Here is a 25,986-nt window from a genome sequence, read left to right as displayed (position 1 = left end):
AAAAAGAATGCAGCGTAGAAACGGCTATCCTCAACGTCCAAAGCTGATCGTGCTGCCATCCGGCGGCTCGATCTCGAACACATTGATCGTCATCGAAATCAAGGTGTAGTAGCCGGTGATGCCGACCAGATCGACGACACCGTCCGTTCCCAATACCTCTGCCGCCTCTTGATACAAGGCATCCGGAACGCGACGGGTCTGCAGCAATTCGCATACGAAGCGATACACCACCGACTCGTCCGGCTGCGTAAAAACGGGCACGTCACCCAGGCGAATCTGCTCGGCGATGCCTGCATCCAGCCCGGCTTTCAGTGCGATCGGATGATGCGCCCACCATTCGAACGATGCCTGCCACCACGCCGCCATCGTCAAGATGGCCAGCTCAGACAATCTCGGCGGCAAGCTGGAGTCATAGCGGCAATACTGGCCCAAGGCTTGTGCGTGCTCTGCCAGGCCAGCGCGATGCAACCAAATGGCCAGAGGCCCGCGGACTTTGCCACGAGGCCCAGAGGCGATCGCGTCGTAGATGCGGCGTTGATGGTCGGACAGGTTTTCGAGTTCGGGAGGATTCAGTCGTGGCATATTCAGGCCTCTGCCTGGTCTAGCACCAGATGAAACATGGTGCGCTTGGTATTGATGAAATTAGGGCGGACGCGATCGCTCCAGGACGTCGCGCGCACCGCCAGCCAGGCAGGCGACCCAAAGGCTTCGCGTTGTGCCAGGTCATAGCAGGCGTAATAGCGCGGCGAACTGTTTTCAGCGAGATAACGGCGTGCCCGCACCGTGCCTGGCACGGCAGCTAATCCGGGCAGATGCTCAGTCTCATACCAACGATCAAAATCGGTTTCTGCGCCAGACTGGATGTCGGTCTCGACCATGTAAAACCAAGGGGCCGCCTGTCCGGCTGAGTGACCCGCAACGTCAGTCGTCAATGCGAGGCTCACCATCAGCGCGTCAGGATGCGATTGCCGCAAAACCGCCTGCAAACTGCCGATGTCTGTGCTCAAGCGAGAGTCCGTGCTGGCGCCCTCGGCGGGCCAAGACCACCACACATAAGTTTCAACGTGATCCACCGCATGATAAACACGCACATTCGCTTGCTTTGCACCAGGCAGCGCCAGCACCGTGACCGCACTTAACGCCTCATCGGGAAATTTGATCAACAGTGATTTCATAATCCAAATCGATACAAGGTGTGGGGGTTATCGACCAATATCTGACGCTGCATAGCGTGATCCGGACACAAACGCAGAAACGTGTTGAGCAACTCGCCGTCATCCGGCATATCACCGGCCACGTTCGGATGCGGCCAATCCGTGCCCCACAGCAAGCGTTCCGGCATCGTCTCCAACAAGGCGGCAACCAAGGGTTCGGCATCTGCAAAAGGCCGTTTCCCACGACTGGAAACACGATCGAGCCCGGAAATCTTGATCCAGGCATTGGGGTGATCACGCAATGCCAGCAAGGCCTGAAACGCGTCGTTCGCGACACCTTGCGAGGCGGCGACCCGTCCCATGTGGTCGATCACAAACGGAACCGGCAAACATTTCAGACGCGGCAACAGATCCATCAGCGATGCCTGGTCGGAATGAATACACACATGCCAGCCGAGCCGAGCGATCCGAGGCGCGACCTGAGCCAGTTCATCCCAGCCCCCATTGGCAAGATGGGCAACGAAGTTGTAGCGCACACCCCGCACACCCCGGGAATCCATATCCGCCAGCTCACGCTCGCTCACCGTGGGTCGCACCAACGCAATGGCGCGATACTGCCCAGCGCCTTTGTCCAGCGCGTCCAAGGTGGCCGACATGTCGTAGCCATGACAACCCGGCTGAACGATCACGCCGCGGCTGAACCCCAGTTGCTGATGCATACGGCGCAATTGTTCAAAAGACGCATCGGGAGGCGTATAGGGCCGATCTACCGCGTAAGGGAAAACATCGGCTGGCCCAAAGATATGAAAATGGCTATCGCAGGCCTGCGCCGGTAATACTTGGCTGGCAGGCGTAATCTGAGCTAGAGGAGGCGCGCAATCGGGCATGGGAATCGGGTGGCTGTCGTGAATTCGCATGATGCGCAGTCCAGGCCCCATCGGCAATGAGACTTAGCGGACTTCTGATATAGAAAAAACGTATACCATTGTGTCTATGGATCTCAAGCAAATCCGTTATTTCATCGTGGCCTGCGAAATGCGCAGCCTGTCCCGCGCCGCCGAGGTGCTGGGACTGTCACAACCCTCGCTCAGCCGGCAGATTCAGTTGCTGGAGGCGGAGCTGCGCCATCATTTATTGATCCGCACCGGCCGCGGCGTGGCTCCTACACCTGCCGGGTTGCGTTTTCTGGCGCACGCGCAGGCGCTGGATGATCTGGCTCAACATGCAAAACAGGATATGCGTGCCTTTGCCTCGATCTCGCAGGACAAGGTCCGTCTCGCCATGCCGCATCGCGTAGCGCGTCGCTTGGCTCCCCACATCATGCAAGCGTTTCGCCGAAAACATCCCACGGCCGCATTGACGTTGGCAGAGGGCCTGAGCCTGGAAATGAACGAATGGCTGGTCAAAGACCGCGTCGACTTGGCGCTGCTGTACGACCCGCCTCCCTCGACGCTGGTGCGCTATCAGTCGGTGTATCGCGAGGATCTTGTCCTGGCCTACACCAGATCGTGCAGGCCTGCCCCGCCCCCCAGCGTTCGCGCACGTGATCTGGGCCGCTATCCCCTGGTATTGCCCAGCGCTCCGAACACCATCCGGGCACTGGTCGAGAAAACATGCCGCGAGCTCAATGTATCGTTGGACATCGTCGCCGAGGTCGACGTTGTGCACACCATTCTGGAAACCATGACCCAGGACAGCTTGTACACCATACTGCCGAGATCGGCGTTACACGATATCCAAGGACGCGACGATCTGGTCTGCTCGAGCATTACCGATCCCGTCATTATGAATAATCTGACCTTGGCCACGCCTGACCGTCAGACGCTCCCCCCGCTGGTCGAATCCACCGCGAACATCATCCGGGATCTTGATATCCGGCAACTGTTTGCATGACCGCCTCTCAGGAAATAAAGGCGATGCGTTGTATGGCGATGCGTTGTATGCATACGGCCCAACAAACGAAAGCCACGCCGAGTATCAAACGCAACTCGACACACACGCACTACGACGCTTAGGTCAACACCGATACCGCTTTGATCTGCGCCCAGGCATGCGTGCCCGGCACCAAGCCTAATTGATCACGCGAATAGCGGGTAATCCGCGCCAACAATGGTGTGCCGTCAGCATCCAGGCGCACCAGGATCTGGTCGGGATGGTCGGCGGGCGCCATGTCCTGCACGCGGACAGGAATCACATTCACAATACTGCTCTGCTCCGGATGCACGAGCGTGATGCTCACGTCACGTGCCTTGACGGCCAAACGAGTTGCAGTACCTGGCGGCAATCGCTCGTGCACGACGCGCAAGCACGATGCGCTGTCAGGCAATTGCACAGACATCAGCCGATAGTCCGGATCAAATCCGGCGACCGTCCCGCAAACCACGACAGAAGCGTCATCAGCCATCGCCAAGGGTAAATCCAAACGCGTCAGCATCTGAGCAATTGCACCGCTCGCAATAACTCGTCCGCCACTGAGCATCACCAGATGGTCAGCCAGACGCGCCACCTCGTCGGGCGAGTGACTGACATAGACCACAGGAATATCGAGTTCGTCATGCAGCCGTTCGAGATAAGGCAGAATCTCCTGCTTACGCGCAACATCCAGCGAAGCCAAGGGTTCATCCATCAACAACAGGCGAGGACTGGTCAGCAGCGCTCGAGCGATACCGACACGCTGGCGTTCACCGCCAGACAACCCGTCTGGCATACGTTCCAACAGATGCGCGATCCCCAGCAGTTCGGCTGCCTGCAACAGATCCACGCGACGCTCGGGCGCAGGGATGCGGTTCAGGCCAAACGCAAGATTGCGCTGGACCGTCATGTGGTCAAACAGACTGGCCTCTTGAAAGACATAGCCTAGCGACCGGCGATGCGTAGGCACGGCAATGCCGGCCTCCGTATCCAGCCAGACCTCGCCATTGATGCGCAAATAACCTCGCGACACCGGCGCCAATCCCGCCATGCATCGCAAGCACGTCGTCTTGCCCGACCCGGAATGCCCATAGAGCGCCGACACACCGCGTCCCGGCAGTTCCAGTGCAATGTCCAGCGAAAACTCAGGATAATCCACGCGAAAGCGGGCTTCGATACCTGTACTCGTCATGGTGTCAGGGGAAAGTTTTTGCGCAGGTGTGATCACACTCGTCACCACAATCGTGCAGTGCGCCGGCGCGTATACAGCAACAGCAACACCACAAATGCAAACGCGACCATCCCCCCGGCCAACCAATGCGCCTGCGCATATTCCAGCGCCTCGACATGATCGTAAATCTGCACGGAGACCACGCGCGTTTTTCCCTCGATGTTGCCACCCATCATCAGCACGACACCAAACTCGCCTACCGTGTGGGCAAACCCCAGAATCGCGGCCGTGACAAATCCGGGCCGCGCCATCGGCAACACCACGGAAAAGAAGCGGTCCCAGGGGCTGGCCCGCAACGTAGCCGCGACCTCCAACGGACGGCGTCCAATGGCTTCGAACGAATTTTGCAGGGGCTGCACAACAAAGGGCAAGGAATAAATGACCGAAGCCACCACCAGCCCCGCAAAGGTGAACGGCAATATCCCCAGGCCCAACGCCTGAGTGACCTGGCCGATCCAGCCGTTGGGGCCCATCAGTACCAGTAAATAAAAACCCAACACTGTCGGCGGCAATACCAAGGGCAAGGCCACAACGGCACCGATTGGGCCTTTCAGACGCGATGGCGTATGCGCCAGCCACCATGCAATGGGCGTGCCAACGATCAATAACAACACAGTCACCACAGACGCCAGTTCCAGCGTCAACCAGATCGCGGCCAAATCGGCAGAGTCTAAGGGCATAAGAGACAGGGACGACGAGATACGCCTATTGTCCGCCTAATTGATATCCGTAGGACTTGATAATCTCGGCGGCTTTGGGGCCTTTCAGGTATGCAGCGAACTCGGCGGCTACGGGATTGTCTTTGCCTTTGGCCAGCACCACGGCATCCTGTTTGATGGTGTCATGCAAATCACCCGGAACGATCCAGGCCGAGCCAGAGCTCAGTTTGCCGTCCTTGTAGATCTGCGACAGCGCGACAAAGCCTAGCTCGGCATTGCCGGAGCCGACAAATTGCTGTGCTTGCCCAATGCTCTGCCCTTCGACAATTTTGGGTTTCAAGGTTTCGGCCAAGCCGAGTTTTTGCATCACTTGCATGGCAGCCAAGCCATACGGCGCGGCTTTCGGATTGGCGATGGCCAAATGCCGGAATCCATTTTTCTTTAATACATTGCCCTGATCATCGACATAACCGGGCTGGGCGGACCATAGCGCCAATGTCCCTACCGCATAAGTAAACCGCGAGCCCTGCACCGTGTCGCCTTCGGACTCGAGTCTGGCAGGCCTATCATCATCGGCAGCCAGGAACATCTCGAAGGGCGCACCGTTTTTGATTTGCGAATAAAACTGGCCGGTCGCCCCAAAGGAGGCTCTAACCTTGTGGCCCGTGTCCTGCTCGAATTGCTTGGCGATGGCCTGCAACGGTGCGGTGAAATTGGCTGCGACGGCGACTTGCACCTCTGCGGCCACCGCGGATGTGGATACCGGCAACAGACCAGCAGTCAAAACGATAGCAAAACGCATGGCAGTCATGACAGAGTCATCCTACAACAGAAAGCATAGTGAATTCGTTATATACACAACTATATAACGAATTCACTATCATGCCATTCATTGAAAGTGCCTGATCGGCTGTCTGCGCTTATCTCCCTATGGGCAGCCAGCCCGAGGAGACGTACAGCATATCCGCGGCGACCAGTATCTGCGCAAGGGAACCGCCTGTGCAGGCGATGCTGGTTAGCAGTTTTCCGCCGGAAAGGATCGCGCCTGGCACATCGCCCTGATACGCCCGCGAGACGAGCGTTGCCGTTGTCACTAAATTCCCGGTCACGGCCTGATAATTTCCGGCCCCTATCCCGATGCCTGCCCCCGCCTGCACGGCACGATCCGCCAAGGCCATCACATTCAAACTGTTAGCCACCGCTGACAGCGCATCGGGGCTGAAAAGGCCGCTTGTCATACTGTTGGCGACAGCGATCGCTGTGGAACACGTGCCAAAAACAGCCAAGACAGAATCCTGAGCTACGCTGCCCAAATTTCGTAGGCTTTCACGGCTCGCGTGCGCCACCGATTTGACGCTCAGCACGTCGGCTACCAGCTTGACCACATCGCATCCGAGGTCTTTCACGTCCTTCGGAATGTCAGGGTCAATGTCATATACGCCGGGTATCAATGACACGCCAACAGGAGAGAATTGCATAATCGATCCGTCCTTTAAACCAAGTCAGCAGAATGCGTTGCCGATGCCGCGAGAGACGGATCGACGACAGAGGCAAGCGCCAGTATCGGCTCCAGTTCGCCATCGCGAATAGCAGCCGCCAATGCGTCAACATGCTCGGCAAATGCGATCAGCACGCCAGCAAACGCAGGCTCGGTCCAACTGGCCTCGTTCGGCATCCAGGTCAGTTTCAGCAAGATTTCGTGGGTTACAGGTGCGACCCCGACAATAGCCATGCCTGACAGACTCGGTGCCATATTGACCGTCAGCAACGCGCGGAGGGTACTGGCAGGCACCGTCTCATCGGCCATGCCCAGAATGCCGGTAAAGATCAACCCCATCGGGACAGGCGCCGGCGCAACGCTAAAGACGTTCCCGCCCTTGGTCGTCAAGGCCAGCATGCCGTTCTGATCTATGACGATTGAGATCCCTAGAGCTTGTTCGAGAGAGCTTCCCCAATCACGTAACTGTGCCGCTGAGTCCGTTGACATTATGCGTATCCAAAAAAAGGCAGTGAACAACGCGTGAGTAACCCTAAATTGCAGAAGGTTCCAGTGATGGGGCACCGTTGATTTATGGAACTCAACCAGGAAACGGACCACTCACGGGTTCCGTCAATCTGCAAAGAACGAAAACTTGATGCAAACAGAATCGTCTGGCCGTCCCGGTGTGTGCTGTCTCCTATTGGTTCTCGTTGTCCTGTGTCCCAGGAGCGTATTGGCCTCATCATGGTTTGCTTCCCCCCAAATCGGTACGCAAGGCGTAAGCGCACAGTTGGGGTATCGATCTGACCATGACTTCAGCGTACGTGCGGCCTGGAACCAGTTTGGTTTTGATAAGTCGTTCGAGGTCGGCAATGCCAAATACGATGCCGATATCCACTTGAAATCGATCGGCTTGTTATTTGATTTATATCCGCTGGACAATGGTTTTCATGTGACCGCGGGCTTGTACCGGAACAACAACCGCATTTCCGCGAGCGGCGTTCTCGATCGTACGTTTTCTCATCGCGTCGGCAATCATGTGGTCCAGATAGACGGCAAGCAACTGGGGAAAAGCGCGGTCACGGTTGACTATGCGCCAGTCGCCCCTTATCTGGGAATCGGATACCACAACGTCACAAAAGAAGGATTCAGCTTTGCGGCAGATATCGGCGTGCTCTATCAAGGCCACGCCAGAGTCAACGTTGAGCCGCCTGAGCGGCTGCGCAATATCAACTCTCAACGAGTGAGAGACGGTATGGCTGAACAAAAGCGCGAAATCGAGCGAATGGCGAACAAGGTGCGGTGGTATCCCGTCGTGAGCGTAGGGGTCGCTTATACCTTCTAAGAAAACAGGTAGGCACGCGTCTGACTCAATGCGGGGTGTTTCGCCAAGGAATAATGATATTGATGGTCAATAACGATTTGATCGACAATACCCTGAAAGCCTATAAAGAGCTAAACACGCTGAAACAACGCATTATCCCGCTCGATTCAATACCAGCATGATGATCAATATCGGGCCGGAATTGAAAATGCCATGCAGGAGCATGGCCGCGCCGATGCCCCGCCGCACGCGCATCCACCCCACAACCAGCCCTGCCGACCATTGAGGCAAGACCAGCAACGGCAACATCCAGTAGGGAACATCGGCCAGACGGAAATTATTCAGATGCACAGCGGCGAATATCAGTGCAGATAGGTGATAGACCCAACCGAACCGCCAACGATAGTAGCGACGCCAATCCATCTGCCAGCCTGATCGTTTGATATGACCACGCCGCAGCGGCAGGCTGGCCAACAATATCACCGCCACAACCCACGCGACCGTCCATCCCTGCACGCCCCACAACAAAGGCGGCAACATGGCAGGACATACCCATAGGGCCTGTCGAGGGCGGCGCAAGCCATAGCGGAACAGCATTTCCTCGATCAATGGCGCCCACAAGATGGCGGTCAGCCATGGAATGGCCGTGGGGTCCATGCGATGCGCTGCGCCGCCGGAGTTCGCCGCCAGAACGGCGAGCGGCCCCAATGCGATGAAGTTCAGCAGCCACAACACTGCAGCCCAGGCGAGGAGACGACCGAACGGAATGCCCGACCACCAATCGCTGGCCAATCCGCTGCTGGCGCGACGGCCCGGCAAACGGCGCAAGTCCGGCTGGCGAAGAAAATGCCAGAAATCGGCGAGCTCTTGTCGGAATCGCATCTTGCCTTGCGGAGTGGCCATGGTCGTATTCATTTCACTCAGGCCGAATTACCGCTATGCAACTCGCGCGTGGCGCGCTCTATATCGCCGTCCAACATTGCCGGCACCACAACGCGGCAACGGCGAATCACCTCGTCGATAGCAGTCTGCTCTTCGCGACGCGGCGGATGCAAAACAAAATCGGCGACTTGCTGTGCCAGGCCCAATGAACGAGGATGGCCGATACCGATACGCATACGCCAGAAATTCGGGCTGCCCAGCGCGGCCTGGATGTCTTTCAGGCCATTGTGGCCTGCATGGCCGCCGCCTTGTTTCAATTTCACCTGACCTGGCAGCAGATCCAGTTCGTCATGCAACACTAATACCTGTTCAGGCGTGAGCTTGTAAAACCTCGCCAATGCGCCCACCGACTGGCCGGAGCGGTTCATATAGGTGATGGGCTTGGCCAACATTACGTTTTCGCCTGCGCGACGCGCTTTGGCGACCAAGCCAAAGAAGCTCTTTTCCAGGTTGAAGCTGGCATGCAAATCGTCGGCCAAATGGTCGGCCAGCCAGAACCCGGCGTTATGGCGGGTGGTTTCGTATTCCGGGCCAGGATTACCCAAACCCACGATGAGACGGATAGCAGTAGACATGGGGAGCATGATAAAGGGGAATGGCCGTCTTTTGACTTTGCATCTCTGCAAGACAAAAAACAAAACCCTGCGAATGCGAAAAGCATACGCAGGGTTTGCGCTGGCGCTCGGCTCAGGCCGAGAGCACTGGCTTAGGCTTCAGCGGGGGCTTCGCCTTCGCCTTCGTCAGCAGCTGCAGCACCGCCGCCCTTGACCAGAGCCGTGGCCAACAACGGGTTGGCATCGCCACCGTGCGCGACGTAGGTCACGCCCTTGGGCAGCTTGATGTCAGCCAAGTGCACCGAAGCGCCGCCCAGCAGGTCAGCCAGGTCGACTTCGATGAACTGAGGCAAGGCGGCCGGCAGGCAGGTGATTTCCAGTTCGGTAACCACATGGCTGATGATGGCGCTGCTCAGCTTGACCGCGGGCGATTCGTCGCCGTTGATGAAGTGCAGGGGCACCTTGGTGTGCAGGGCTTGGCCGGCATCGACGCGTTGGAAGTCGACGTGCAAGACTTGCGGCTTGTAGGCGTGCCATTGAACCGAACGCAGCAGAACAGGTTCTGCCTTGTTGCCGTCGACTTCCATTTGCAGGATCGAGGCGTGGAATTCTTCCTTGCGCAGGGCGTGGAAGATTTCGTTGTGGTCGAGTTCGATGTTCAGGGGGGCAGCCTTACCGCCATAAACGATGGCAGGAACGCGGCCCGCGCGGCGCAGGCGGCGGCTCGCACTCGAACCCTGGACGCTACGCGCAGTGGCATTGAATTTCATGGATGACTCCAGACAATCTGGCAGTGGCGACACTGCCGGTTAAGTGACACGGCACGCGACATGCGTACCGTGTTGTTCGCCCCCCTGCCGCGACCAGCAAGCGGGCAAATTCGAAAATGCGGACTGCCGTCGATGACGTCAGTCGGTAAACAGCGAGCTGACCGACTCCGCGTTGGAAATACGCAGAATGGTTTCGCCCAACAGCGCCGCGCACGACAATTGGCGGATCTTGCTGCTGGCTTGGCCTTGTTCGGACAGCGGGATGGTGTCGGTCACGACCAATTCGTCGAGCTCGGAGCCCTCGATGCGGTCGATCGCGCCACCGGACAACACGGGGTGCGTGCAATACGCGTATACAGCACCGGCGCCACGGTCTTTCAGGGCTTGGGCAGCCTTGCACAGCGTGCCGGCGGTATCCACCATGTCGTCCATGATGATGCAGGTACGGCCATCGACTTCGCCGATGATGTTCATGACCTCGGACACGTTCGCACGGGGACGGCGCTTGTCGATGATGGCCAGGTCGGCTTCGAGCTGCTTGGCCAGCGCACGGGCACGCACCACACCGCCGATATCGGGCGACACCACGACCAGGTTGGAGAAATTGCGGCGCCAAATGTCGCCCAGCAAGATCGGACCGGCGTAAATGTTGTCGACCGGGATGTCGAAAAAGCCCTGGATCTGGTCAGCGTGCAAGTCCATGGTCAGCACGCGGTCAACGCCGGCGACCTGGAGCATGTTGGCCACGACCTTTGCCGAGATCGCCACACGTGCCGAACGCGGACGGCGGTCTTGGCGGGCGTAGCCGAAATACGGAATGGCGGCTGTGATGCGGCCCGCCGAAGCCCGGCGCAAGGCATCGACCATGACCATGATTTCCATCAGATTGTCATTGGTCGGTGCACAGGTGGGCTGCAAAACAAAAACGTCTTTGCCGCGCACGTTTTCGTTGATTTCAACCATCACCTCGCCATCGGAAAATCGGCCGACGGTCATTTTGCCGAGCGACATATCCAGATGGTTGACTACGTCCACAGCCAGACGGGTGTTGGCTGTGCCGGTGAAGATCATGAAGCTGTCGTTTGCCATGATGGAAGCTGCTGCGATGGTCGGTTAAGACGCGAAAACGTGTACTGCCGTACGAAGATACACGCCGGAAATCCGGCAAATAAAAAAGCTGCTGAACCGAGGCCAGTGTCTGACAGGCGCGTTCAACAGCTTTTTTATTGAAATTTTTGGCTGGGGAGGAAGGATTCGAACCTTCGCATGCCGGAATCAAAATCCGGTGCCTTAACCAGCTTGGCGACTCCCCAACTATCTTGCGATCCAGTCCCGCAACGGGTGCTCAGCTAATCCGGGACATACCCGTATCAATCTGAACCCGACTTGCGTGTTGCCAGTTAATTTACCAGCGACGCGCATTGTAGCGGTAATTTCGTGCTCCGCCAAAACGGCCTGTCTGGCTGTCGAAAACTGGGCGAATAAACACGCGCCAGACCCCGACATGCGGACGTGGATACCACGTCCCGATAGCCACTGCGCTGCCTGAGAAACCTCTGGATAGCGCCGGTAAACCACCGGTTCCAAGTCGTTTCTGCCGAAAAATTCCGGTGCCGCCTGCCCTGAAGCATCTGCGCCAAAACTTTGTGAAGCAAGAAAGTCCGCTATTGTGACGGAAGAAGAATCCCTTGTCAAATCCGGATCGGAAAAAATATTTGCGGTGGGCACGCTCGTGTCGGGCTGGGCCACCAGATAGGTTGCGGCAGGCAGATCCAGCGGAGACAGGATTTCGCCGACGCCCTCGGCAAAAGCAGATTGCCCGAACACAAACACCGGAACATCAGCGCCTAAAGGCAAAGCCAAGGCCATCAGCTCACGGCGTGACAGGCCCGTCCCCCATAGACGATTCAGTGCAATCAGCGTCGAGGCCGCATCGCTGGAGCCCCCGCCCAGGCCACCGCCTTGGGGGATCTGTTTTTCGAGAGCGATATTGACGCCCTGCCGAACGCCGGCCGCCTGTTGCAGCGCGCGCGCCGCACGCACCGTCAGGTCTTGCTCGGAAGGTACACCGGGCAGCTCTGAAACGCGCTCGATGCGGCCATCGCTGCGTGCCTCAAAATGCAGCGTGTCGCATAGGTCAATGAACCGAAACGCCGTCTGCAGCAGATGGTAGCCATCGGCACGGCGGCCGACCACATGCAGAAATAAATTCAGCTTGGCCGGCGCCGGAACGTCATACATCATGGCTGGTCAACCGCCAGCCTTACCACGATACGGCGGCCCGGCTCGGCACGCTGCAACACCAGCAAGCCAGGGCCCTGAGTGTCGTAGCGCGATAGTCGGGCTTGCCAGCCGTCTTGCTGGAACGAGACGGGATGACCCAACTCGTCACGCTGCAGGTCCGTTGCCGACGTATCGGCAACGCGGCCGCGCATCCAATCGCGCAGATTCGATACGGGAATCGGCCCCCCGAGTGCCTCCTCGGCCAATTCGTCGGGGTTGCGGGCCTCATAAACGGCGCCGTCAGCCTTGGTCAGCGTGGCGTGTCCTGGACGCCCTTCGACGCGCGCCTCGATAGACCCTAACGGGGTGGTCAGATCCAGGCGATAGCGGCTGCCATCGTCATGCCAGTTGAATCCTCCCTGCACGGCTTTCTGTTGCCCATCAGACTCGGTGACGGTGATCGCGAAACGGCCGTTACGCGAAAACGCGCCGTTGTCCGTACTCAAGGGCGTCTCGGGCACGCTGGTGCACGCCGTCACCAAAGCACAAGCCCCCACAACCAGCCAGGCGCGTAATCTTGTGAAGCTCCAGATCATTTCGCGCCCTCAAGCTGCACACCGAGCCGTTTGGCGGTGTCCAACAACGTACGGTTTTTCGGATCTTTTTTGAATCCGGACTGCAGCAATTCCTGGGCTTTCGCGCGTTGCCCCTGGGTCCACAGGACCTCGGCCCAATGGGCGGCAATATCCGGCTCAGGCTGTTGTGCATAGGCGCGCGACAAGTAATCTGCCGCCGCCTGGCTGTCGCCCATACGGAATTTGACCCAGCCCATACTGTCGAGCACAAATGGATTGTCGGGCAGCAACTCGAGCGCCTGGGTAATCAGGTCCAACGCCTCCGGCAGACGCTCGTTGCGATCGGCCAGGGTATAACCAAGGGCGTTGTAGGCATGCGCATGATCGGGATCAAGCGCAATGACCTGTCGCAGTTGTGTTTCCAGTTCTTTGTAGCGCCCCTGGCGTTCGTACAGCATCGCCAGTTCGTATTTGATCTCTATCGTGTCGGGCTGAGCCTGATTGGCCGCCTCCAGGACCTTGACCGCCTCGTCGACGCGATCCGCGTCGCGCAATATCTGCGCCTTGGTCAGCACACCCTGAACCTGGTCGTCTTCGTCATTGGGCTGCGCGGCATCGACCATCGTCAGCGCCTCATTCACACGCCCCTGTTTGGCGCGCAATCCCGCCTGACGCATTTGCGCGGAATAACGCAGCGCCGGGTCATCGATCTGGCCCAACTGCGAGATAGCCTCATCGTACTGCCCCTGATCTTCGGCGATGCGCGACAACAGAACGCGCGCATCGGCCTCGGCGGCGCCCGCGTCGGTTGCCCCTTCGGCGATGGCCTCCTGGCGTTGATTCTGGACGTCCAGATACTCCTGGAGCAGCACGCGCGCCTGGTCTTTCCGGCCGGCCTTGTACGCCAACTGCGCCTGCAGGTACAGCAGGTCAAAGTCCTCCGGTGCCCGGCGCGCCATCAGTTGCAGCTCGGTCAGCGCCCCATCGTAATTTCCCCGATCGGCCATCAGGCCCGCCAGAGACAAATGCAATTTACGGGCATCAGGATGTTTGGCCAAAAAGGCGCGCGCCTCGCTTTCCGCACGGACCGGATCGACCCGCGCGCCATATTCCAGTACGCGTTGCGCGGCAGCTTCCGAGTTCGGATCGGCCTGCAATGCGGCGCGCGACTCGGCCACGGCACGAGCGTCTTCGCCGGCGGCCTGCGCCACATCGGCCAGTGCCAGATGTGCCTCGGGCAGCTTGCTCACCTCGGGGCTGAACGACTCGTTCAAAATCCGCAACGCGAGGCGGCGGTCATTGAGGCGGCTGAGCACCCCGAGCGCCTGGGCAATCGCGGCGGGCTTGTTGGGAGAGGCGTCGATGCGATTACGCAGTGCCGCAGACAACCCCGTCGTTTCGCCATTGGCAGCGGCCAAAGCCAGCTCGGTGGAACTGGCCTCCAGATCGCGAGGCGCCTGGCGCGACCAGGTGCGTGCAGCCGCTAAAGCGCCCGGCAGGTTCCCCCCTGCGAGCTGGAATTCGAGAGCACGACGCGCCAGACGAGGGTCGCCGGTTTCCTGGGACAACCCCAACAAGGTCGTTGCCGCCGTGTCGTACATGCCGCGTTGCGCCGCGATTTCGGACGCCATGATGCGAAAGAAGATGTCGCCTGTCAGTGACACATAAGGCAACTGGCCCGGCCGTAAACGTATGACCTGGGTCTCGGGCGCGCGCGGCTGGGTTCCCATTCGCGGCCCTGTGGCATCGCCCGGAACGGCACCGGCCGCCAGCGCCGGTAGTGGCTGTAAGCCCGCCAGCGCACACGCCAGCACGAAAGTTAGGTAATGAACTGATTTGAATGACGACTTCACACGACCCGCCCGGTTAATGGCACAATCATCTGTACAACGTTTGATCATCTTACACTGGCTCATGCCGGAACTCCCCGAAGTCGAAACAACGCGTCGCGGAATCGACGCCGTCATTACCGGTAAGACACTGCGCCGTCTGGTCGTGCGCGAGCCCCGCATGCGCTGGCCTATCCCGGCCGACATGCCCTCGCTGCTGTCTGATCGTACTGTCCTGGAATGTGCGCGCCGCGGCAAATATCTGTTACTACGTTTCGAACATGGCACGCAGATCGTGCACCTGGGCATGTCCGGGTCGCTGCGCAGCGTGCCATCAGGCGAGGCTCCGCGTAAACACGATCACGTCGATTGGATCTTTGAGCACGCCACGCTACGGCTGCACGATCCACGCCGTTTTGGCGCGGTGCTGTGGCACCCGGATAGCGATGGACCGATCATTGCTCACCCCTTGCTGGCGAAGCTCGGAATCGAACCCTTTGACCCTCGCTTTGACGGGGCCTGGCTGCATCAGCAGTTTCGTGGCCGAAGCATGGCCATCAAGCAGGCTTTGCTGGCGGGCAGCGCCGTTGTCGGCGTGGGTAACATTTACGCTTCGGAAAGCCTGTTTCGCGCGGGTATCGATCCCCGCACGCCGGCCAGCCGAGTTTCCCTGGCGCGCTGCACGAAGCTGGCCGACAGCATCCGGGCCACGCTGGCCGATGCACTGGCGTCGGGCGGCAGCACTCTGCGCGACTATGTGGGCGCGACCGGGCAACCGGGCAGCTATTTCGATATCCATGCCGCCGTCTACGAACGTGACGGCCGGCCCTGCCGGGTTTGCAGCACGATTATCCGGCGATTGGTCCAAGGCCAACGCGCCACTTATTACTGCCCTCGCTGCCAACGGCGATAAGCCGCCTTCCGCGCCCTGCATTCCTTCCTGTCCCGGATAGCCCGCGCCTGTCTGAGCGCAGAAGCAGGCCGTGCGCGATCAAGCAGGGAGCGGCCGCGTGGCCTCTATAACGCCTCGCTGCGGCGCCCGGCACGGCGAACGACCATTCCGATGAGAGCCTGATCGCTTCCTCCACCACGAACATGCCTCGATAATTCGTTTATAGCGAACGTATTGCACAAAAACGAACTGCAATTTAATATTGCCTCCATGGTCGCGGCCGTTGGCCGGAATAAAACAAGGAGACATCGTGAGCAAACAATTCGCGTCGCACGCTGACATGGCCGACAAGGTCGTGTCGTTCGACAAGCTGTCCGATAACGCCTATGCCTACACGGCCGAGGGCGACCCGAACACCGGCGTCATCATCGGCGACGAGGCCGTCATGGTGATCGATACCCAGGCAACCCCCGTGATGGCGCAGGACGTCATCCGCCGCATCCGCGAGGTCACCGACAAGCCGATCAAATACATCCTGCTGTCGCATTACCACGCGGTGCGGGTGTTCGGCGCCTCGGCCTATGACGCACAGGAAATTCTGGCCAGCCGCGACACGTACGACCTGATCGCCGAGCGAGGCGAGCAGGACAAGGCCAGCGAAATCGGGCGGTTCCCTCGCCTGTTCCGTAATGCCGAGTCGATTCCTCCCGGCCTCGTGTGGCCCACGATGACCTTTCAGGGCGCCATGACGGTGAATCTGGGCAACCTGGAGGTCCAACTATTGCAAGTCGGACGCGGCCACACCAAAGGTGACACCATCGCTTGGCTGCCCGAGCAAAAAATTCTGTTTGCAGGCGATCTGGTCGAATACCAATCCACGCCCTATTGCGGCGATGCCTATTTCCGCGACTGGCCTGGTACCTTGGATACGCTGACCGGATTCAACGCTGAAAAAATGGTTCCCGGCCGCGGACCGGCATTGAAAAACGCGACGGAAGTTCGCCAGGGTCTGGCCGGTACCCGCGCATTCTTGACCGATCTTTACAGCGCCGTGAATCGAGGCGTCGCCGACGGCAAGGACCTGAAGACGATCTACCGCGAAGTCTATGACTTTATGCAGCCGCGCTATAGCGACTGGGTCATCTTTGATCACTGCATGCCGTTCGATGTATCGCGCGCCTACGATGAGGCCACCGGCTACGACGATCCGCGCATCTGGACGGACAAGCGTGATATCGAGATGTGGAAACAGTTGGAAGGCTGACATTCCTGCATGGGGACCATCTCTAGATAGCTTGATTTCGCCGAGGTTTTTTTTCGGCCAAAGGGATCGACCGGCTCCACCCAGCTGAACGGCTGTGCCAACAACATCTGCATCGCAAGGCTCGCGCACATCTCCCACCAGAGGGGATGGCGACGGGCCGTGATGAGCGACAACGCTCGTCATCAGGAGACCATGCGTGACCGATATCGATTATCAGGCGTTGGAATTCGCCTATCTAAAACACTCAGATCAGACAGCCCCCGCGCCTGCCTCGCATCGCGTGATCGTGGTGGGTGCCGGACCTGTCGGCCTGACGACCGCGCTGGACCTGGCACAGCGCGGCGTATCGGTCGTTGTGCTCGACGATGATTGCAAATTGTCCACCGGATCGCGCGCCATCTGTTTTGCCAAACGTACCTTGGAAATCTGGGACCGCCTGGGCATAGGCGAACGGATGACCAGCAAAGGCGTGTCGTGGAACGTCGGCAAAATATTTTTCCGCGACCAGGAGGTATGGCGTTTTGATCTGCTGCCCGAGCACGGCCATCGACGTCCGGCCTTTATCAATTTGCAGCAATACTATGTCGAAGGCTTTTTGTACGAAGCCGCTGCGGCACACCCATTGATCGACCTGCGCTGGAAAAACAAAGTGGTGGGCGTCACGCAGCAGGCGAGCAGCGTCGATTTGAGTATCGAGACACCTGACGGCTCGTATGACCTGCATAGTGAATGGGTGATTGCGTGTGATGGCGCACGCTCGCCCATCCGCAAACTGCTGGGCCAGGAAAGCCATGGCCGCGTTTTTAAAGACCGGTTCCTGATCGCCGACGTGAAAATGCACGCTGATTTCCCGGCCGAGCGGTGGTTCTGGTTCGATCCGCCGTTTCATCCGAATCAATCGGTGCTGTTGCATATGCAACCCGATAATGTATGGCGGATCGATTTCCAGTTGGGGTGGAATGCCGACCCCGTAGAGGCGATCAAACCTGCCAATGTCCTGCCGCGCATCCGCGCTTTGCTGGGCGCCGAGGCGCAATTTGAATTGGAATGGGCGAGTGTTTATACCTTTGCCTGCGAACGCATGGACGCGTTTCGTCACGGGCGCATTGTGTTTGCGGGCGATGCGGCGCATCGAGTCTCGCCCTTTGGCGCACGCGGCGCGAACAGTGGTGTGCAGGACGCTGAAAACCTGGCGTGGAAATTGCAAGCAGTCCTGGCCGGCGTCGCACCCGAAACCTTGCTCGATACCTATGCCACAGAACGCGAATACGCCGCCGACGAAAACCTGTTGAACTCCACGCGATCGACCGATTTCATCACGCCCAAGAGCGCGGCCAGCAGGCATTTCCGCAATGCGGTCTTGAACCTGGCTCGCGAACATGCTTTCGCGCGCGGCCTGGTCAATAGCGGACGGCTGTCGTTGCCCAGCACTTACGTAGACTCGCCGTTGAACACGCATGACGCGGAGGGCCCCAAAGCCCCTCAGACAAATACCGGCGCATTTACAGGCCGCATGGTGCCGGGCGCTGTGGCGCTCGATGCACCCGTTCGTGATGCGCAAGGCAATGAGTCCTGGTGGCTATCGTATCTGGATGGCCGCTTTGTGCTGGCGTTGTTTTGCGGCGCCGTCACTCCAGACAGCACGACGCTGGAGGCACTGCAACGTCTCTCGCACGGCACCGTGCCGGTACGCATCGTATTGATCGGTGATGGCAGCGCGCCGTTAACCGTGCCCGACAATTTCACGGTGGTACAGGATGAACATGCCTGCCTGAGGCAACGCTACGACGCTCGCCCTGGCACCTGCTATTTATTTCGGCCCGATCAGCATATTGCCGCTCGCCGCCGTGAACTCAACGAGACAGTCATGAACTCAGCATTGCAACGCGCCCTGGGCCGAGCTTGAAGGAATCCATCATGCCCCTCATCGTTGAACCCAATTTACCTGCCCCGGACGCGTTCTACGAGACCTTGATCGATACGCATTGCGGCCTGACGGACGAACAAAGTGCCGAAATGAATGCCGCGCTGATTCTGCTGTTGGCCAATCATATTGGCGATATGGGGATTATCCGCGAGGCGCTGCAGCGAGCGCGTCAGTCGGTGCAACCTTGATCCCCGCGGCTGGATCCTGCGACACGGGGTCCGGCCAGTCTGGCTCTAGGCCTCGTCGAAACATGCCAGCAACGCTTTGACCCGCGCACTGCGGCCTTTGCGACCCGGCACCAGCAACATGACCGGCGCGGCTTCCAATTGCCACGTTGGTAATACGCGCACCAGCGTGCCACGCGCCACGGCGGCCTCGGCATCCCATTGCGAGCGCACCACCATACCCAACCCCTGCTCGGCCCAGGCTCGCGCCACATTACCGTCGTTAGAAACGTAGGCGGCTGTTACCCGCACCGTCTCAAAAGCCTTTTGCCCCGCGGTGCGCCGGCCAGGCCGACGAAAACGCCACAGGGTGACATCCTCGTCATTCTCACGGATGCAGATGCAGCGATGATGCAGCAAATCGCGTGGCTCGCGCGGCATACCGAACGCTTGCAGGTATTGCGGGCTGGCGCACAGCCAGCGCTCGTTGGCAGCCAGCCGCCGCGCCACCCACGACGAATCACGCACCGCGCCGATATGCACGACGGCGTCGGCGTCGTGATAGTCCGGCCAGGGCGTTTCACGCAAATCCAGTTGTACCCGCAAGCCCGGATAACGTTGCGCCAGGCGCGCCAACACCGGCGCGATGTGACGCCGTCCGTAGCCGAATGGCGCGGCCACGCGCAGCGTGCCGGTCAGGCTGTTGTCGTCGCGCTGCAGCGCCTCGGGCAGGGCCTGCAATTGAGCCAGCAGGACCGAGGCCTCCGCAGCAAAGCGCTCGCCCGCGGGAGTCAGGCTCAGACGGCGCGCGGTGCGCACTGCCAACGCCAAGCCCAGCGTCGTCTCCAGTTTGCGCAGCCGCATCGACAGCGCGGGCGGCGTCACATTCAGTGCGCGGGCAGCGCCACTCAGCGATGGCGCCTGGGCCAACGCGACGATGAGCTCCAGATCCTCGATCCTGATCATTCAGCACAGCTTAACGATTGATGAAGAATCATTAAATCACAACGGGGTCAGCCTCGCCTATAGTCATCGCATTGCTCATCGACCTTGGAGTTTTTCATGTCTGCCGCGCCTGTTGCATATCCACGTGCTGTGCTGTTCGACCTGCTCCCGGCACTGCTCGATTCCTGGACCGTCTGGAATGCCGCTGCCGGTTCTGAGTATCCGCTTTGCAAGCCAAGCAAGAATTTCTAGACTAAGGCGTCTCGCGCCACGATACGTTACTAACATCATGCCCTATTCCACTCATTCCCTCGCCCCACTGGACACACCTGCCGCCATCGTCGATGTCGCGCGCATGCAAGCGAACATCCGCCGTATGCAGCAACGCATGGACACGCTGGGCGTGAAGCTGCGACCTCACGTCAAGACCAGCAAATGCTTACCCGTCGCCCAAGCACAACTGGCGGCGGGTGCGCGCGGTGTGACCGTGTCCACGCTGAAAGAGGCCGAGCAGTTTTTCGAGGCCGGCGTCACCGATATTCTGTACGCCGTGGGCATGGCCGAACACCGCCTGCCAGCCGCGCTGTCGCTGCGTCAGCGCGGCTGCGATCTGAAGATCATCACTGACAATGCCGTTTCCGCACGGGCTATTGCGGCCTTCGGGCGCACGCACGGTGAACGTTTCGAAGTCTGGATCGAAGTCGACACGGATGGTCATCGTTCCGGCATCAAACCTGATGAAGCCGCGCTACTGGACGTGGGCACGGCGTTGCACGAGGGCGGGATGCGGCTAGGCGGCGTCATGACCCATGCCGGCTCCAGCTACGATCTGGATACTCCGTCGGCACTGGCTGCCATGGCCGAGCAGGAACGCGCGGGCTGCGTGCGAGCCGCTGAACGCCTGCGCGCCGCCGGCCTGCCCTGCCCAGTCGTCAGCGTGGGCTCGACGCCGACCGCGCTGTCGGCCACGCAGCTCCAAGGCGTGACCGAAGTGCGCGCCGGCGTCTATGTCTTTTTCGACCTCGTGATGCACAACATCGGCGTATGCCGCACTGACGAACTGGCACTCAGCGTGCTGACCACGGTGATCGGGCATCAGGTAGAAAAAGGCTGGGTCATTGTCGATGCCGGCTGGATGGCGATGAGCCGCGACCAAGGCACGCGTAAGCAGAAGCACGACTTCGGCTACGGCCAGGTATGCACGCTCGATGGCGAACCGTTGCCCGGCTATACGGTCATCGGCGCCAATCAAGAGCACGGCATCGTAGCGGCTGCCGTCTCGACCGGCGCGGATGTCACGACGCAATTCCCGATCGGCACGCGCCTGCGCATCCTGCCGAACCACGCCTGTGCCACCGGCGCACAATTCCCGCAATACCATGCCTTGTCGCCCGATGTCGGCCTGCAGGTCTGGGACCGCGCACACGGTTGGTGAACGCCATGCCCACGACCATCGATGCGGCCGGCGGGCAGCCGCGCATCATCCCTCTACCCGACACCTCCACCATGCCCCTACCCGACACCTCTATTCAGTATGTCTCGCCCGCCACGCTGGCTGCGCCCGGCGGCCATTACAGCCATGCCTGCGTCGCCAACGGCATGGTCTATGTGTCCGGCCAATTACCGATCCGGCACGATGGCGTAAAACTGGCGGACGCCTCGTTCGAGCATCAGGCGCACCAGGTCCTGGCCAATGTCGCCGCCGCACTGGAGGCGGCCGGCAGCGGCATCGACCGCCTGGTGCAGGTACGGGTATATATCGACAGTGTCGAACACTGGCCTGCCTTCAATGCGGTGTACGCCGAATGGGCAGGAACGGCACGGCCAGCACGCGCCATCGTGCCCACGGGCCCGCTGCATCATGGCTTCAAGGTCGAAGTGGAAGCTGTCGCTAAAGCCTGAATGCGCCCGCAGACTCAGGACGCATCGGCGAAAGTATTGATCGTCATCGCGCGCAGCCATTGATTGCCGCCATCGCGATGAAAGCGCCGATGCCAATAGAGATTGGTCTGCAATGCCGGCACGCGCAGCGGCGGCGTCAGGAGCCCTAGTTGAAAATGTGTGGCCACCGTGTCGGCCAGCTTTTTAGGCACTGTTGCGAGCAAGTCGGTCGTGCTCACGATATAGGGCACGGCCGAGAAATGCGGCACGCTGAAGTGGGCATCCAGCGCCACCCCAGCTTTTTCCAACGATTGATTCACCTGACCATACGGTGCCGCGTGCGACACGACCAGATGCCGTTCAGCACGAAACGCCTTCAAATTCATCCCCTCGTGCGCGGTGGGATGACCGCGCCGAAAGAGCGTCGCGTAACCCTGGCGAAACAACATGCGCTGCATGAACCCGCTGCCCAGGTCTTCGAATGCGCCTATTGCCAGATCTACGCGGCCCGCGTCCATTTCTCTACGCAAATCCGCGCCCGACAGTCGCAGCGAATCAATACGCACGCCCGGCGCGTGATGCGCACATTGCTCCATCAGCCTGGGCATGAAGTGAATTTCACCCACGTCTGACATGGCAATACGAAAACGCCGCTGACTGTCGGCCGCCCGGAAATCGTGTGTCGCGTCCAGCGTGTGCGACAACAGCGCCAGCGCCTCGCCCACCGGCCCGCCCAATCGTTCTGCCTGAGGGGTGGGCTGCATGCCGTGCGCAGTACGCACGAACAACTCGTCGCCCAACACCGTACGCAGGCGTCGCAACGCATTGCTGACGGCCGGCTGAGACAGATCGAGCCGCCGCGCGACGGCCGAAATATTGCGCTCCTCCAGCAAATGCTGAAACACCACCAGCAGGTTCAGATCGATATTTCGCAATTCCGCCATCGTATTCCTTTGCGATCGCCCTCGGTGACCATAGAGACTTTTTTGCCTAACCGAGCTGCTATTGAACGATAGCATCAATATTCACGAAATTTATAGTCGATATTTTTCTATTCCCGTAGCCAGGCCTCCACTTTTTCCCGACAATAAGGCTTGCATCACGGCGCCACCCGGCCATTCACATACGGCCAACTCATACGTGCGCCAGGAGACTCACATCATGTCCTTGCAATACCAATCAGGCTTTGGCAATGACTGGGCCACCGAAGCCTTGCCCGGCGCATTACCGGTCGGCCGCAACTCCCCTCAGCGTTGCCCTTATGGCCTCTATGCCGAACAGTTGTCGGGCACGGCGTTTACCGCCCCGCGTGCCGAAAACCGCCGTTCATGGCTGTATCGCATCCGACCCGCTGCACAGCACCTGCCGTTTGAGCCGTTCGGCGCCGCCTCACGCTGGCTCAGCGACTTTGGCACAGGCCCTGTCACGCCCAATCAGTTGCGCTGGAGCCCGCTGGCCATCCCGGACAGTCCTACCGACTTTATCGAAGGCGTGCAAACCTGGGGCGGCAACGGTTCTCCGGGCGAGCAAAGCGGTGTCGGCATTCACCTGTATACGGCCAACCGCTCCATGCAAGGGCGTTTCTTCTATAACGCGGATGGCGAACTCCTGATCGTGCCGCAACAAGGGCGGCTGCGCCTGGTCACAGAATTGGGCGTCATCGAACTCGAACCCCAGGAGATCGCCGTCATCCCGCGAGGCGTACGCCTGCGTGTAGAGCTGCCCGATGGCCAGGCTCGCGGCTACATGCTGGAGAACTTTGGCGCCGCACTGCGTCTGCCGGAGCTCGGGCCCTTGGGATCGAATTGCCTGGCCAACGCCCGTGATTTCCAGACGCCCGTGGCCTGGTACGAGGACGTGGATGGCGACTTTGAACTGATCGCCAAATTCACCGGCGGATTCTGGCGCGCCAAGATCGATCATTCCCCGCTGGACGTCGTCGCCTGGCATGGCACACATGCCCCCTATAAATACGACCTGCGCCGCTTCAACACCGTGGGCTCGATCAGCTTCGATCATCCGGACCCTTCGATTTTTACGGTTCTGACTGCACCGTCTGATACCCCGGGCACTGCCAACATGGACTTCGCCATTTTCCCGCCGCGCGTGCTGGCCATGGTCGACACATTCCGTCCACCCTGGTTTCACCGCAACGTCGCCAGCGAATTCATGGGCTTGATTCACGGCGTCTACGACGCCAAAGCCGAAGGCTTCGCACCCGGCGGGGCGAGCCTGCACAACTGCATGAGCGGCCACGGCCCCGATGCGGAAACCTTTGAAAAAGCCAGCGTCGCCGACACCAAACAAGCGCATTACATCCGCGATACGATGGCCTTCATGTTCGAAACACGCCGCGTCATCCGGCCTACTGACCAGGCACTGGCGTGCGCCGAACTGCAAAGCGACTACTACCAATGCTGGCAGGGCCTGAAAAAACACTTCACGCCTTCCACCCCTAACTGATTGATACGACGCCCATGACCACCTTGAACGAAACCCACGACGCCGCCCTCACCAGTTGGGTCGCCAGCGCGAACGACGACACCACCGGCTTTCCGGTGCAAAACCTGCCCTTTGCCGTATTCCGCAAACGCGGCTCCTCGGAACCCTTCCGCCCTGGCGTCGCCATTGGCGACCAAATTGTCGATCTGGCCGCGTTAGCTAAACTGAATCTATTCGACGGCCCGGCCGCTGCAGCCCTGAACACCTGCACCGCAGACAGCCTGAACGCTCTGATGGCGTTGGGCAGCGCCCATTGGAGCGCATTGCGCCTCGCGCTATCGCGCGCGCTGCGCACCGGATCGACCCTGCAATCGCAGATCGAGCCCTTGCTGTTCGCGCAAAGTGATGCCGAATACACCACACCCGCGCGCATCGGCGACTACACCGATTTTTATATCTCGGTGCATCACGCCACCAACATCGGCAGACAGTTCCGCCCTGACAATCCCCTGCTGCCCAACTACAAATGGGTACCGATCGGCTATCACGGCCGCGCCTCCAGCCTGGGCGTCAATCAACAGTTCCCGCGCCCCGTCGGCCAAACCCGTCCCGCCGCCGAAGGCGAAATGCCTCAATTCGGCCCTTGCCAGCGCCTGGACTACGAACTGGAGCTCGGCGTATTCGTAGGCACAGGCAACGCACAAGGCCATCGTATCCCGCTGGATGAGGCAGACGAACACATCTTCGGTCTGTGCATCCTGAACGACTGGTCCGCACGCGACATCCAGGCTTGGGAATACCAGCCGCTGGGCCCCTTCCTATCCAAGAACTTCGCCTCGACGATATCGCCGTGGATCGTCACCCTCGAGGCCTTGGAGCCCTTTCGCACCGCCTTCGCCCGCGCAGCCGGCGAGCCGCAACCTCTACCGTACCTGGCATCGGACACCAACCGAGCCCAGGGTGCCTACGACGTGCAAATGGAAGTGCTCATGACCACACAGGCCTCGCGCACTGCCCAGCACGCGCCTGCTCACCTGTCGGCCAGCAATTTCCGCGACGCCTACTGGAACATCGCTCAGTTGATCACGCACCACACCGTCAACGGCTGCAATCTGCAGCCTGGCGACCTGCTCGGCACCGGCACCCTGTCCGGCCCTGAACCCGACCAAGCCGGCTCCATCCTGGAACTCACCAACGGCGGCAAAACCCCCATCACGCTCCCGTGGGGCGAGCAGCGCACCTTCCTGCAAGACGGCGACCAGATCATCATCCGCGCCGAGTGCCGCAAACCCGGCTACCCGCGCATCGCCTTCGGCGAATCCGTCGGCACCGTCCTGCCTGCCCTGTAAACGCCTGCATCGCGGACGACCGATCGCGCAACAATCACCGCCCGATGGCTTTCATCGGGCGGGCGCGCAGCGGCGAGAATGCGCATGTCAGTACAGGCAAATCGCGACCTGATTGCTTCCGGACACGCAGAACGATTGCGAACATTTCCGCACAGCATGATCTGATCGCCGTCGCGGACAAGCGAAACGCCGAATCTCGATACCTCCGCACGCCTTGTACATGATCGTTTTCGTTGGGCGCGCAGGGCGCTCAACGAAAACAGCCCCGCAAGATCATTCTCCTTGCCACCACCGGCACAAAAAAATGCCAAGCAAACAAAACGTGCCAGCGATGCAGAGAGCTCTAATTGCTGCCAGTCGAGCCGAGGCAATCGGGCCGGGAGGCCGCCTCAAAGCCAAGCGGAGCGGATGCTGAAGGTAGGCCCGNAGGGGCCGGACGANNCGAGCGAACNCGGTGTCCGGCGCCCGCG

General features: G+C 59.9%; 27 protein-coding genes, 1 tRNA gene and 1 pseudogene. 11 read left to right on the top strand and 18 right to left on the bottom strand.

All coding sequences use genetic code 11. The features are described 5' to 3' along the window. Positions 1-30: 30 nt before the first annotated feature. Genes ACNA0I_RS14615 through ACNA0I_RS14605 form a run of 3 tightly spaced genes read right to left on the bottom strand, consistent with a single transcriptional unit; the run spans position 31 to position 2,071 of the window. Complete coding sequence (locus ACNA0I_RS14615) at positions 31-582, bottom strand: carboxymuconolactone decarboxylase family protein (protein WP_415806738.1); 552 nt, start codon at positions 580-582, stop codon at positions 31-33. Between the two features lie 2 nt (positions 583-584). Beyond that, a complete protein-coding gene (locus ACNA0I_RS14610) occupies positions 585-1,175 on the bottom strand; it encodes a hypothetical protein (protein ID WP_415806737.1) in 591 nt (196 codons plus the stop codon). Next, positions 1,172-2,071 (bottom strand): amidohydrolase family protein, encoded by a 900-nt coding sequence (locus ACNA0I_RS14605; protein ID WP_415806736.1) that lies wholly within the window; start codon positions 2,069-2,071, stop codon positions 1,172-1,174. The genes ACNA0I_RS14610 and ACNA0I_RS14605 overlap by 4 nt, the downstream gene beginning before the upstream one ends. 76 nt (positions 2,072-2,147) lie before the next feature. On the opposite strand from ACNA0I_RS14605, the gene ACNA0I_RS14600 reads away from it, so the two are divergent. Further along, positions 2,148-3,047 carry a LysR family transcriptional regulator gene (locus ACNA0I_RS14600; RefSeq protein ID WP_415806735.1) on the top strand — a complete coding sequence of 300 codons (900 nt, stop codon included), beginning with the start codon at positions 2,148-2,150 and terminating at the stop codon, positions 3,045-3,047. A gap of 118 nt (positions 3,048-3,165) precedes the next feature. Here ACNA0I_RS14600 and modC read toward each other — a convergent pair whose 3' ends face one another. The 5 genes from modC to ACNA0I_RS14575 form a co-directional block, all read right to left on the bottom strand. Then, the gene (modC, locus tag ACNA0I_RS14595; protein WP_415806877.1) at positions 3,166-4,257 is read right to left on the bottom strand and encodes a molybdenum ABC transporter ATP-binding protein; all 1,092 of its coding nucleotides are present in this window, start codon (positions 4,255-4,257) and stop codon (positions 3,166-3,168) included. Between the two features lie 41 nt (positions 4,258-4,298). After that, a complete protein-coding gene (modB, locus tag ACNA0I_RS14590) occupies positions 4,299-4,976 on the bottom strand; it encodes a molybdate ABC transporter permease subunit (RefSeq protein ID WP_415806734.1) in 678 nt (225 codons plus the stop codon). A 25-nt stretch (positions 4,977-5,001) separates the two neighbouring features. Next, complete coding sequence (gene modA / locus ACNA0I_RS14585) at positions 5,002-5,757, bottom strand: molybdate ABC transporter substrate-binding protein (RefSeq protein ID WP_460478295.1); 756 nt, start codon at positions 5,755-5,757, stop codon at positions 5,002-5,004. Positions 5,758-5,875: 118 nt separating this feature from the next. Beyond that, positions 5,876-6,433: a hypothetical protein gene (locus tag ACNA0I_RS14580; RefSeq protein ID WP_415806732.1), complete on the bottom strand. Its 558-nt coding sequence runs from the start codon at positions 6,431-6,433 to the stop codon at positions 5,876-5,878. A gap of 14 nt (positions 6,434-6,447) precedes the next feature. Further along, positions 6,448-6,942: a type III secretion system chaperone gene (locus ACNA0I_RS14575; protein WP_415806731.1), complete on the bottom strand. Its 495-nt coding sequence runs from the start codon at positions 6,940-6,942 to the stop codon at positions 6,448-6,450. A 226-nt stretch (positions 6,943-7,168) separates the two neighbouring features. Here ACNA0I_RS14575 and ACNA0I_RS14570 point away from each other — a divergent pair, with 226 nt between their 5' ends. After that, on the top strand, positions 7,169-7,780 hold the full coding sequence (locus tag ACNA0I_RS14570) for a hypothetical protein (protein ID WP_415806730.1): 612 nt from the start codon (positions 7,169-7,171) through the stop codon (positions 7,778-7,780). 132 nt (positions 7,781-7,912) lie between these two features. Here the strand turns inward: ACNA0I_RS14570 and ACNA0I_RS14565 are convergent, their stop codons facing one another. From ACNA0I_RS14565 to ACNA0I_RS14530, 8 genes are all read right to left on the bottom strand, one after another. Next, positions 7,913-8,683, bottom strand: a complete 771-nt coding sequence (locus tag ACNA0I_RS14565) for a CPBP family glutamic-type intramembrane protease (protein ID WP_415806876.1) — start codon at positions 8,681-8,683, stop codon at positions 7,913-7,915. Next, complete coding sequence (gene pth, locus ACNA0I_RS14560; protein WP_415806728.1) at positions 8,680-9,276, bottom strand: aminoacyl-tRNA hydrolase; 597 nt, start codon at positions 9,274-9,276, stop codon at positions 8,680-8,682. The genes ACNA0I_RS14565 and pth overlap by 4 nt, the downstream gene beginning before the upstream one ends. A 131-nt stretch (positions 9,277-9,407) precedes the next feature. After that, positions 9,408-10,025, bottom strand: a complete 618-nt coding sequence (locus tag ACNA0I_RS14555; RefSeq protein WP_415806727.1) for a 50S ribosomal protein L25/general stress protein Ctc — start codon at positions 10,023-10,025, stop codon at positions 9,408-9,410. Between the two features lie 138 nt (positions 10,026-10,163). Then, positions 10,164-11,114 (bottom strand): ribose-phosphate pyrophosphokinase, encoded by a 951-nt coding sequence (locus tag ACNA0I_RS14550; RefSeq protein WP_415806726.1) that lies wholly within the window; start codon positions 11,112-11,114, stop codon positions 10,164-10,166. A 147-nt stretch (positions 11,115-11,261) separates the two neighbouring features. Then, a tRNA-Gln gene (locus ACNA0I_RS14545) sits at positions 11,262-11,338 on the bottom strand. A 1-nt stretch (position 11,339) separates the two neighbouring features. Then, positions 11,340-12,269: a 4-(cytidine 5'-diphospho)-2-C-methyl-D-erythritol kinase gene (ispE, locus tag ACNA0I_RS14540; protein ID WP_415806725.1), complete on the bottom strand. Its 930-nt coding sequence runs from the start codon at positions 12,267-12,269 to the stop codon at positions 11,340-11,342. After that, complete coding sequence (lolB, locus tag ACNA0I_RS14535) at positions 12,266-12,844, bottom strand: lipoprotein insertase outer membrane protein LolB (RefSeq protein ID WP_415806724.1); 579 nt, start codon at positions 12,842-12,844, stop codon at positions 12,266-12,268. The genes ispE and lolB overlap by 4 nt, the downstream gene beginning before the upstream one ends. After that, positions 12,841-14,739 (bottom strand): tetratricopeptide repeat protein, encoded by a 1,899-nt coding sequence (locus ACNA0I_RS14530; RefSeq protein ID WP_415806723.1) that lies wholly within the window; start codon positions 14,737-14,739, stop codon positions 12,841-12,843. Before ACNA0I_RS14530 ends, lolB begins: the two co-directional genes overlap by 4 nt. Here ACNA0I_RS14530 and mutM point away from each other — a divergent pair. The 4 genes from mutM to ACNA0I_RS14510 all read left to right on the top strand — a co-directional run bounded on the left by mutM (position 14,738) and on the right by ACNA0I_RS14510 (position 18,923). Further along, positions 14,738-15,565: a bifunctional DNA-formamidopyrimidine glycosylase/DNA-(apurinic or apyrimidinic site) lyase gene (gene mutM / locus ACNA0I_RS14525; RefSeq protein WP_415806722.1), complete on the top strand. Its 828-nt coding sequence runs from the start codon at positions 14,738-14,740 to the stop codon at positions 15,563-15,565. The two genes, ACNA0I_RS14530 and mutM, sit on opposite strands and share 2 nt — an antisense overlap. Positions 15,566-15,854: 289 nt before the next feature. Next, the gene (locus ACNA0I_RS14520) at positions 15,855-16,808 is read left to right on the top strand and encodes an MBL fold metallo-hydrolase (protein ID WP_415806721.1); all 954 of its coding nucleotides are present in this window, start codon (positions 15,855-15,857) and stop codon (positions 16,806-16,808) included. 196 nt (positions 16,809-17,004) lie between these two features. Further along, positions 17,005-18,714 (top strand): FAD-dependent oxidoreductase, encoded by a 1,710-nt coding sequence (locus ACNA0I_RS14515; protein WP_415806720.1) that lies wholly within the window; start codon positions 17,005-17,007, stop codon positions 18,712-18,714. An 11-nt stretch (positions 18,715-18,725) separates the two neighbouring features. Then, positions 18,726-18,923 carry a DUF2783 domain-containing protein gene (locus ACNA0I_RS14510; protein WP_415806719.1) on the top strand — a complete coding sequence of 66 codons (198 nt, stop codon included), beginning with the start codon at positions 18,726-18,728 and terminating at the stop codon, positions 18,921-18,923. A 45-nt stretch (positions 18,924-18,968) separates the two neighbouring features. Here the strand turns inward: ACNA0I_RS14510 and ACNA0I_RS14505 are convergent, their stop codons facing one another. Continuing rightward, the gene (locus tag ACNA0I_RS14505) at positions 18,969-19,865 is read right to left on the bottom strand and encodes a LysR family transcriptional regulator (RefSeq protein ID WP_415806718.1); all 897 of its coding nucleotides are present in this window, start codon (positions 19,863-19,865) and stop codon (positions 18,969-18,971) included. Between the two features lie 96 nt (positions 19,866-19,961). Here ACNA0I_RS14505 and ACNA0I_RS14500 point away from each other — a divergent pair. The 3 genes and pseudogenes from ACNA0I_RS14500 to ACNA0I_RS14490 all read left to right on the top strand — a co-directional run. Beyond that, positions 19,962-20,063, top strand: a pseudogene (locus tag ACNA0I_RS14500) (haloacid dehalogenase); the annotation flags it as partial. Between the two features lie 70 nt (positions 20,064-20,133). Further along, positions 20,134-21,279: a DSD1 family PLP-dependent enzyme gene (locus ACNA0I_RS14495; RefSeq protein ID WP_415806717.1), complete on the top strand. Its 1,146-nt coding sequence runs from the start codon at positions 20,134-20,136 to the stop codon at positions 21,277-21,279. Between the two features lie 71 nt (positions 21,280-21,350). Next, positions 21,351-21,746: a RidA family protein gene (locus ACNA0I_RS14490; RefSeq protein ID WP_415806875.1), complete on the top strand. Its 396-nt coding sequence runs from the start codon at positions 21,351-21,353 to the stop codon at positions 21,744-21,746. A 14-nt stretch (positions 21,747-21,760) separates the two neighbouring features. On the opposite strand, the gene ACNA0I_RS14485 is transcribed toward ACNA0I_RS14490, so the two are convergent. Beyond that, on the bottom strand, positions 21,761-22,669 hold the full coding sequence (locus ACNA0I_RS14485) for a LysR family transcriptional regulator (RefSeq protein WP_415806715.1): 909 nt from the start codon (positions 22,667-22,669) through the stop codon (positions 21,761-21,763). 217 nt (positions 22,670-22,886) lie between these two features. On the opposite strand from ACNA0I_RS14485, the gene hmgA reads away from it, so the two are divergent. Together hmgA and fahA are read left to right on the top strand one after the other, a co-directional pair. Further along, positions 22,887-24,188 carry a homogentisate 1,2-dioxygenase gene (hmgA, locus tag ACNA0I_RS14480; RefSeq protein ID WP_415806714.1) on the top strand — a complete coding sequence of 434 codons (1,302 nt, stop codon included), beginning with the start codon at positions 22,887-22,889 and terminating at the stop codon, positions 24,186-24,188. A gap of 14 nt (positions 24,189-24,202) precedes the next feature. Continuing rightward, positions 24,203-25,516: a fumarylacetoacetase gene (fahA, locus tag ACNA0I_RS14475; RefSeq protein WP_415806713.1), complete on the top strand. Its 1,314-nt coding sequence runs from the start codon at positions 24,203-24,205 to the stop codon at positions 25,514-25,516. Positions 25,517-25,986 lie beyond the last annotated feature (470 nt).

Source organism: Bordetella muralis, from assembly GCF_965139205.1.
Classification (GTDB): Bacteria; Pseudomonadota; Gammaproteobacteria; order Burkholderiales; family Burkholderiaceae_B; genus Bordetella_A; species Bordetella_A muralis.
Note: the sequence above shows the minus strand (reverse complement) of the source record. Positions and strands in the feature narration are given on the sequence as shown.

Excerpts from the sequence above, each read along its gene's own strand:
- ACNA0I_RS14615 (WP_415806738.1), bottom strand. The coding sequence starts at position 582 with ATGCCACGACTGAATCCTCCCGAACTCGAAAACCTGTCCGACCATCAA.
- ACNA0I_RS14610 (WP_415806737.1), bottom strand. The coding sequence starts at position 1,175 with ATGAAATCACTGTTGATCAAATTTCCCGATGAGGCGTTAAGTGCGGTC.
- ACNA0I_RS14605 (WP_415806736.1), bottom strand. The coding sequence starts at position 2,071 with ATGCGAATTCACGACAGCCACCCGATTCCCATGCCCGATTGCGCGCCT.
- ACNA0I_RS14600 (WP_415806735.1), top strand. The coding sequence starts at position 2,148 with ATGGATCTCAAGCAAATCCGTTATTTCATCGTGGCCTGCGAAATGCGC.
- modC (WP_415806877.1), bottom strand. The coding sequence starts at position 4,257 with ATGACGAGTACAGGTATCGAAGCCCGCTTTCGCGTGGATTATCCTGAG.
- modB (WP_415806734.1), bottom strand. The coding sequence starts at position 4,976 with ATGCCCTTAGACTCTGCCGATTTGGCCGCGATCTGGTTGACGCTGGAA.
- modA (WP_460478295.1), bottom strand. The coding sequence starts at position 5,757 with ATGCGTTTTGCTATCGTTTTGACTGCTGGTCTGTTGCCGGTATCCACA.
- ACNA0I_RS14580 (WP_415806732.1), bottom strand. The coding sequence starts at position 6,433 with ATGCAATTCTCTCCTGTTGGCGTGTCATTGATACCCGGCGTATATGAC.
- ACNA0I_RS14575 (WP_415806731.1), bottom strand. The coding sequence starts at position 6,942 with ATGTCAACGGACTCAGCGGCACAGTTACGTGATTGGGGAAGCTCTCTC.
- pth (WP_415806728.1), bottom strand. The coding sequence starts at position 9,276 with ATGTCTACTGCTATCCGTCTCATCGTGGGTTTGGGTAATCCTGGCCCG.
- ACNA0I_RS14555 (WP_415806727.1), bottom strand. The coding sequence starts at position 10,025 with ATGAAATTCAATGCCACTGCGCGTAGCGTCCAGGGTTCGAGTGCGAGC.
- ACNA0I_RS14550 (WP_415806726.1), bottom strand. The coding sequence starts at position 11,114 with ATGGCAAACGACAGCTTCATGATCTTCACCGGCACAGCCAACACCCGT.
- ispE (WP_415806725.1), bottom strand. The coding sequence starts at position 12,269 with ATGATGTATGACGTTCCGGCGCCGGCCAAGCTGAATTTATTTCTGCAT.
- lolB (WP_415806724.1), bottom strand. The coding sequence starts at position 12,844 with ATGATCTGGAGCTTCACAAGATTACGCGCCTGGCTGGTTGTGGGGGCT.
- mutM (WP_415806722.1), top strand. The coding sequence starts at position 14,738 with ATGCCGGAACTCCCCGAAGTCGAAACAACGCGTCGCGGAATCGACGCC.
- ACNA0I_RS14530 (WP_415806723.1), bottom strand. The coding sequence starts at position 14,739 with ATGAGCCAGTGTAAGATGATCAAACGTTGTACAGATGATTGTGCCATT.
- ACNA0I_RS14510 (WP_415806719.1), top strand. The coding sequence starts at position 18,726 with ATGCCCCTCATCGTTGAACCCAATTTACCTGCCCCGGACGCGTTCTAC.
- ACNA0I_RS14505 (WP_415806718.1), bottom strand. The coding sequence starts at position 19,865 with ATGATCAGGATCGAGGATCTGGAGCTCATCGTCGCGTTGGCCCAGGCG.
- ACNA0I_RS14495 (WP_415806717.1), top strand. The coding sequence starts at position 20,134 with ATGCCCTATTCCACTCATTCCCTCGCCCCACTGGACACACCTGCCGCC.
- ACNA0I_RS14490 (WP_415806875.1), top strand. The coding sequence starts at position 21,351 with ATGCCCCTACCCGACACCTCTATTCAGTATGTCTCGCCCGCCACGCTG.
- ACNA0I_RS14485 (WP_415806715.1), bottom strand. The coding sequence starts at position 22,669 with ATGGCGGAATTGCGAAATATCGATCTGAACCTGCTGGTGGTGTTTCAG.
- hmgA (WP_415806714.1), top strand. The coding sequence starts at position 22,887 with ATGTCCTTGCAATACCAATCAGGCTTTGGCAATGACTGGGCCACCGAA.
- fahA (WP_415806713.1), top strand. The coding sequence starts at position 24,203 with ATGACCACCTTGAACGAAACCCACGACGCCGCCCTCACCAGTTGGGTC.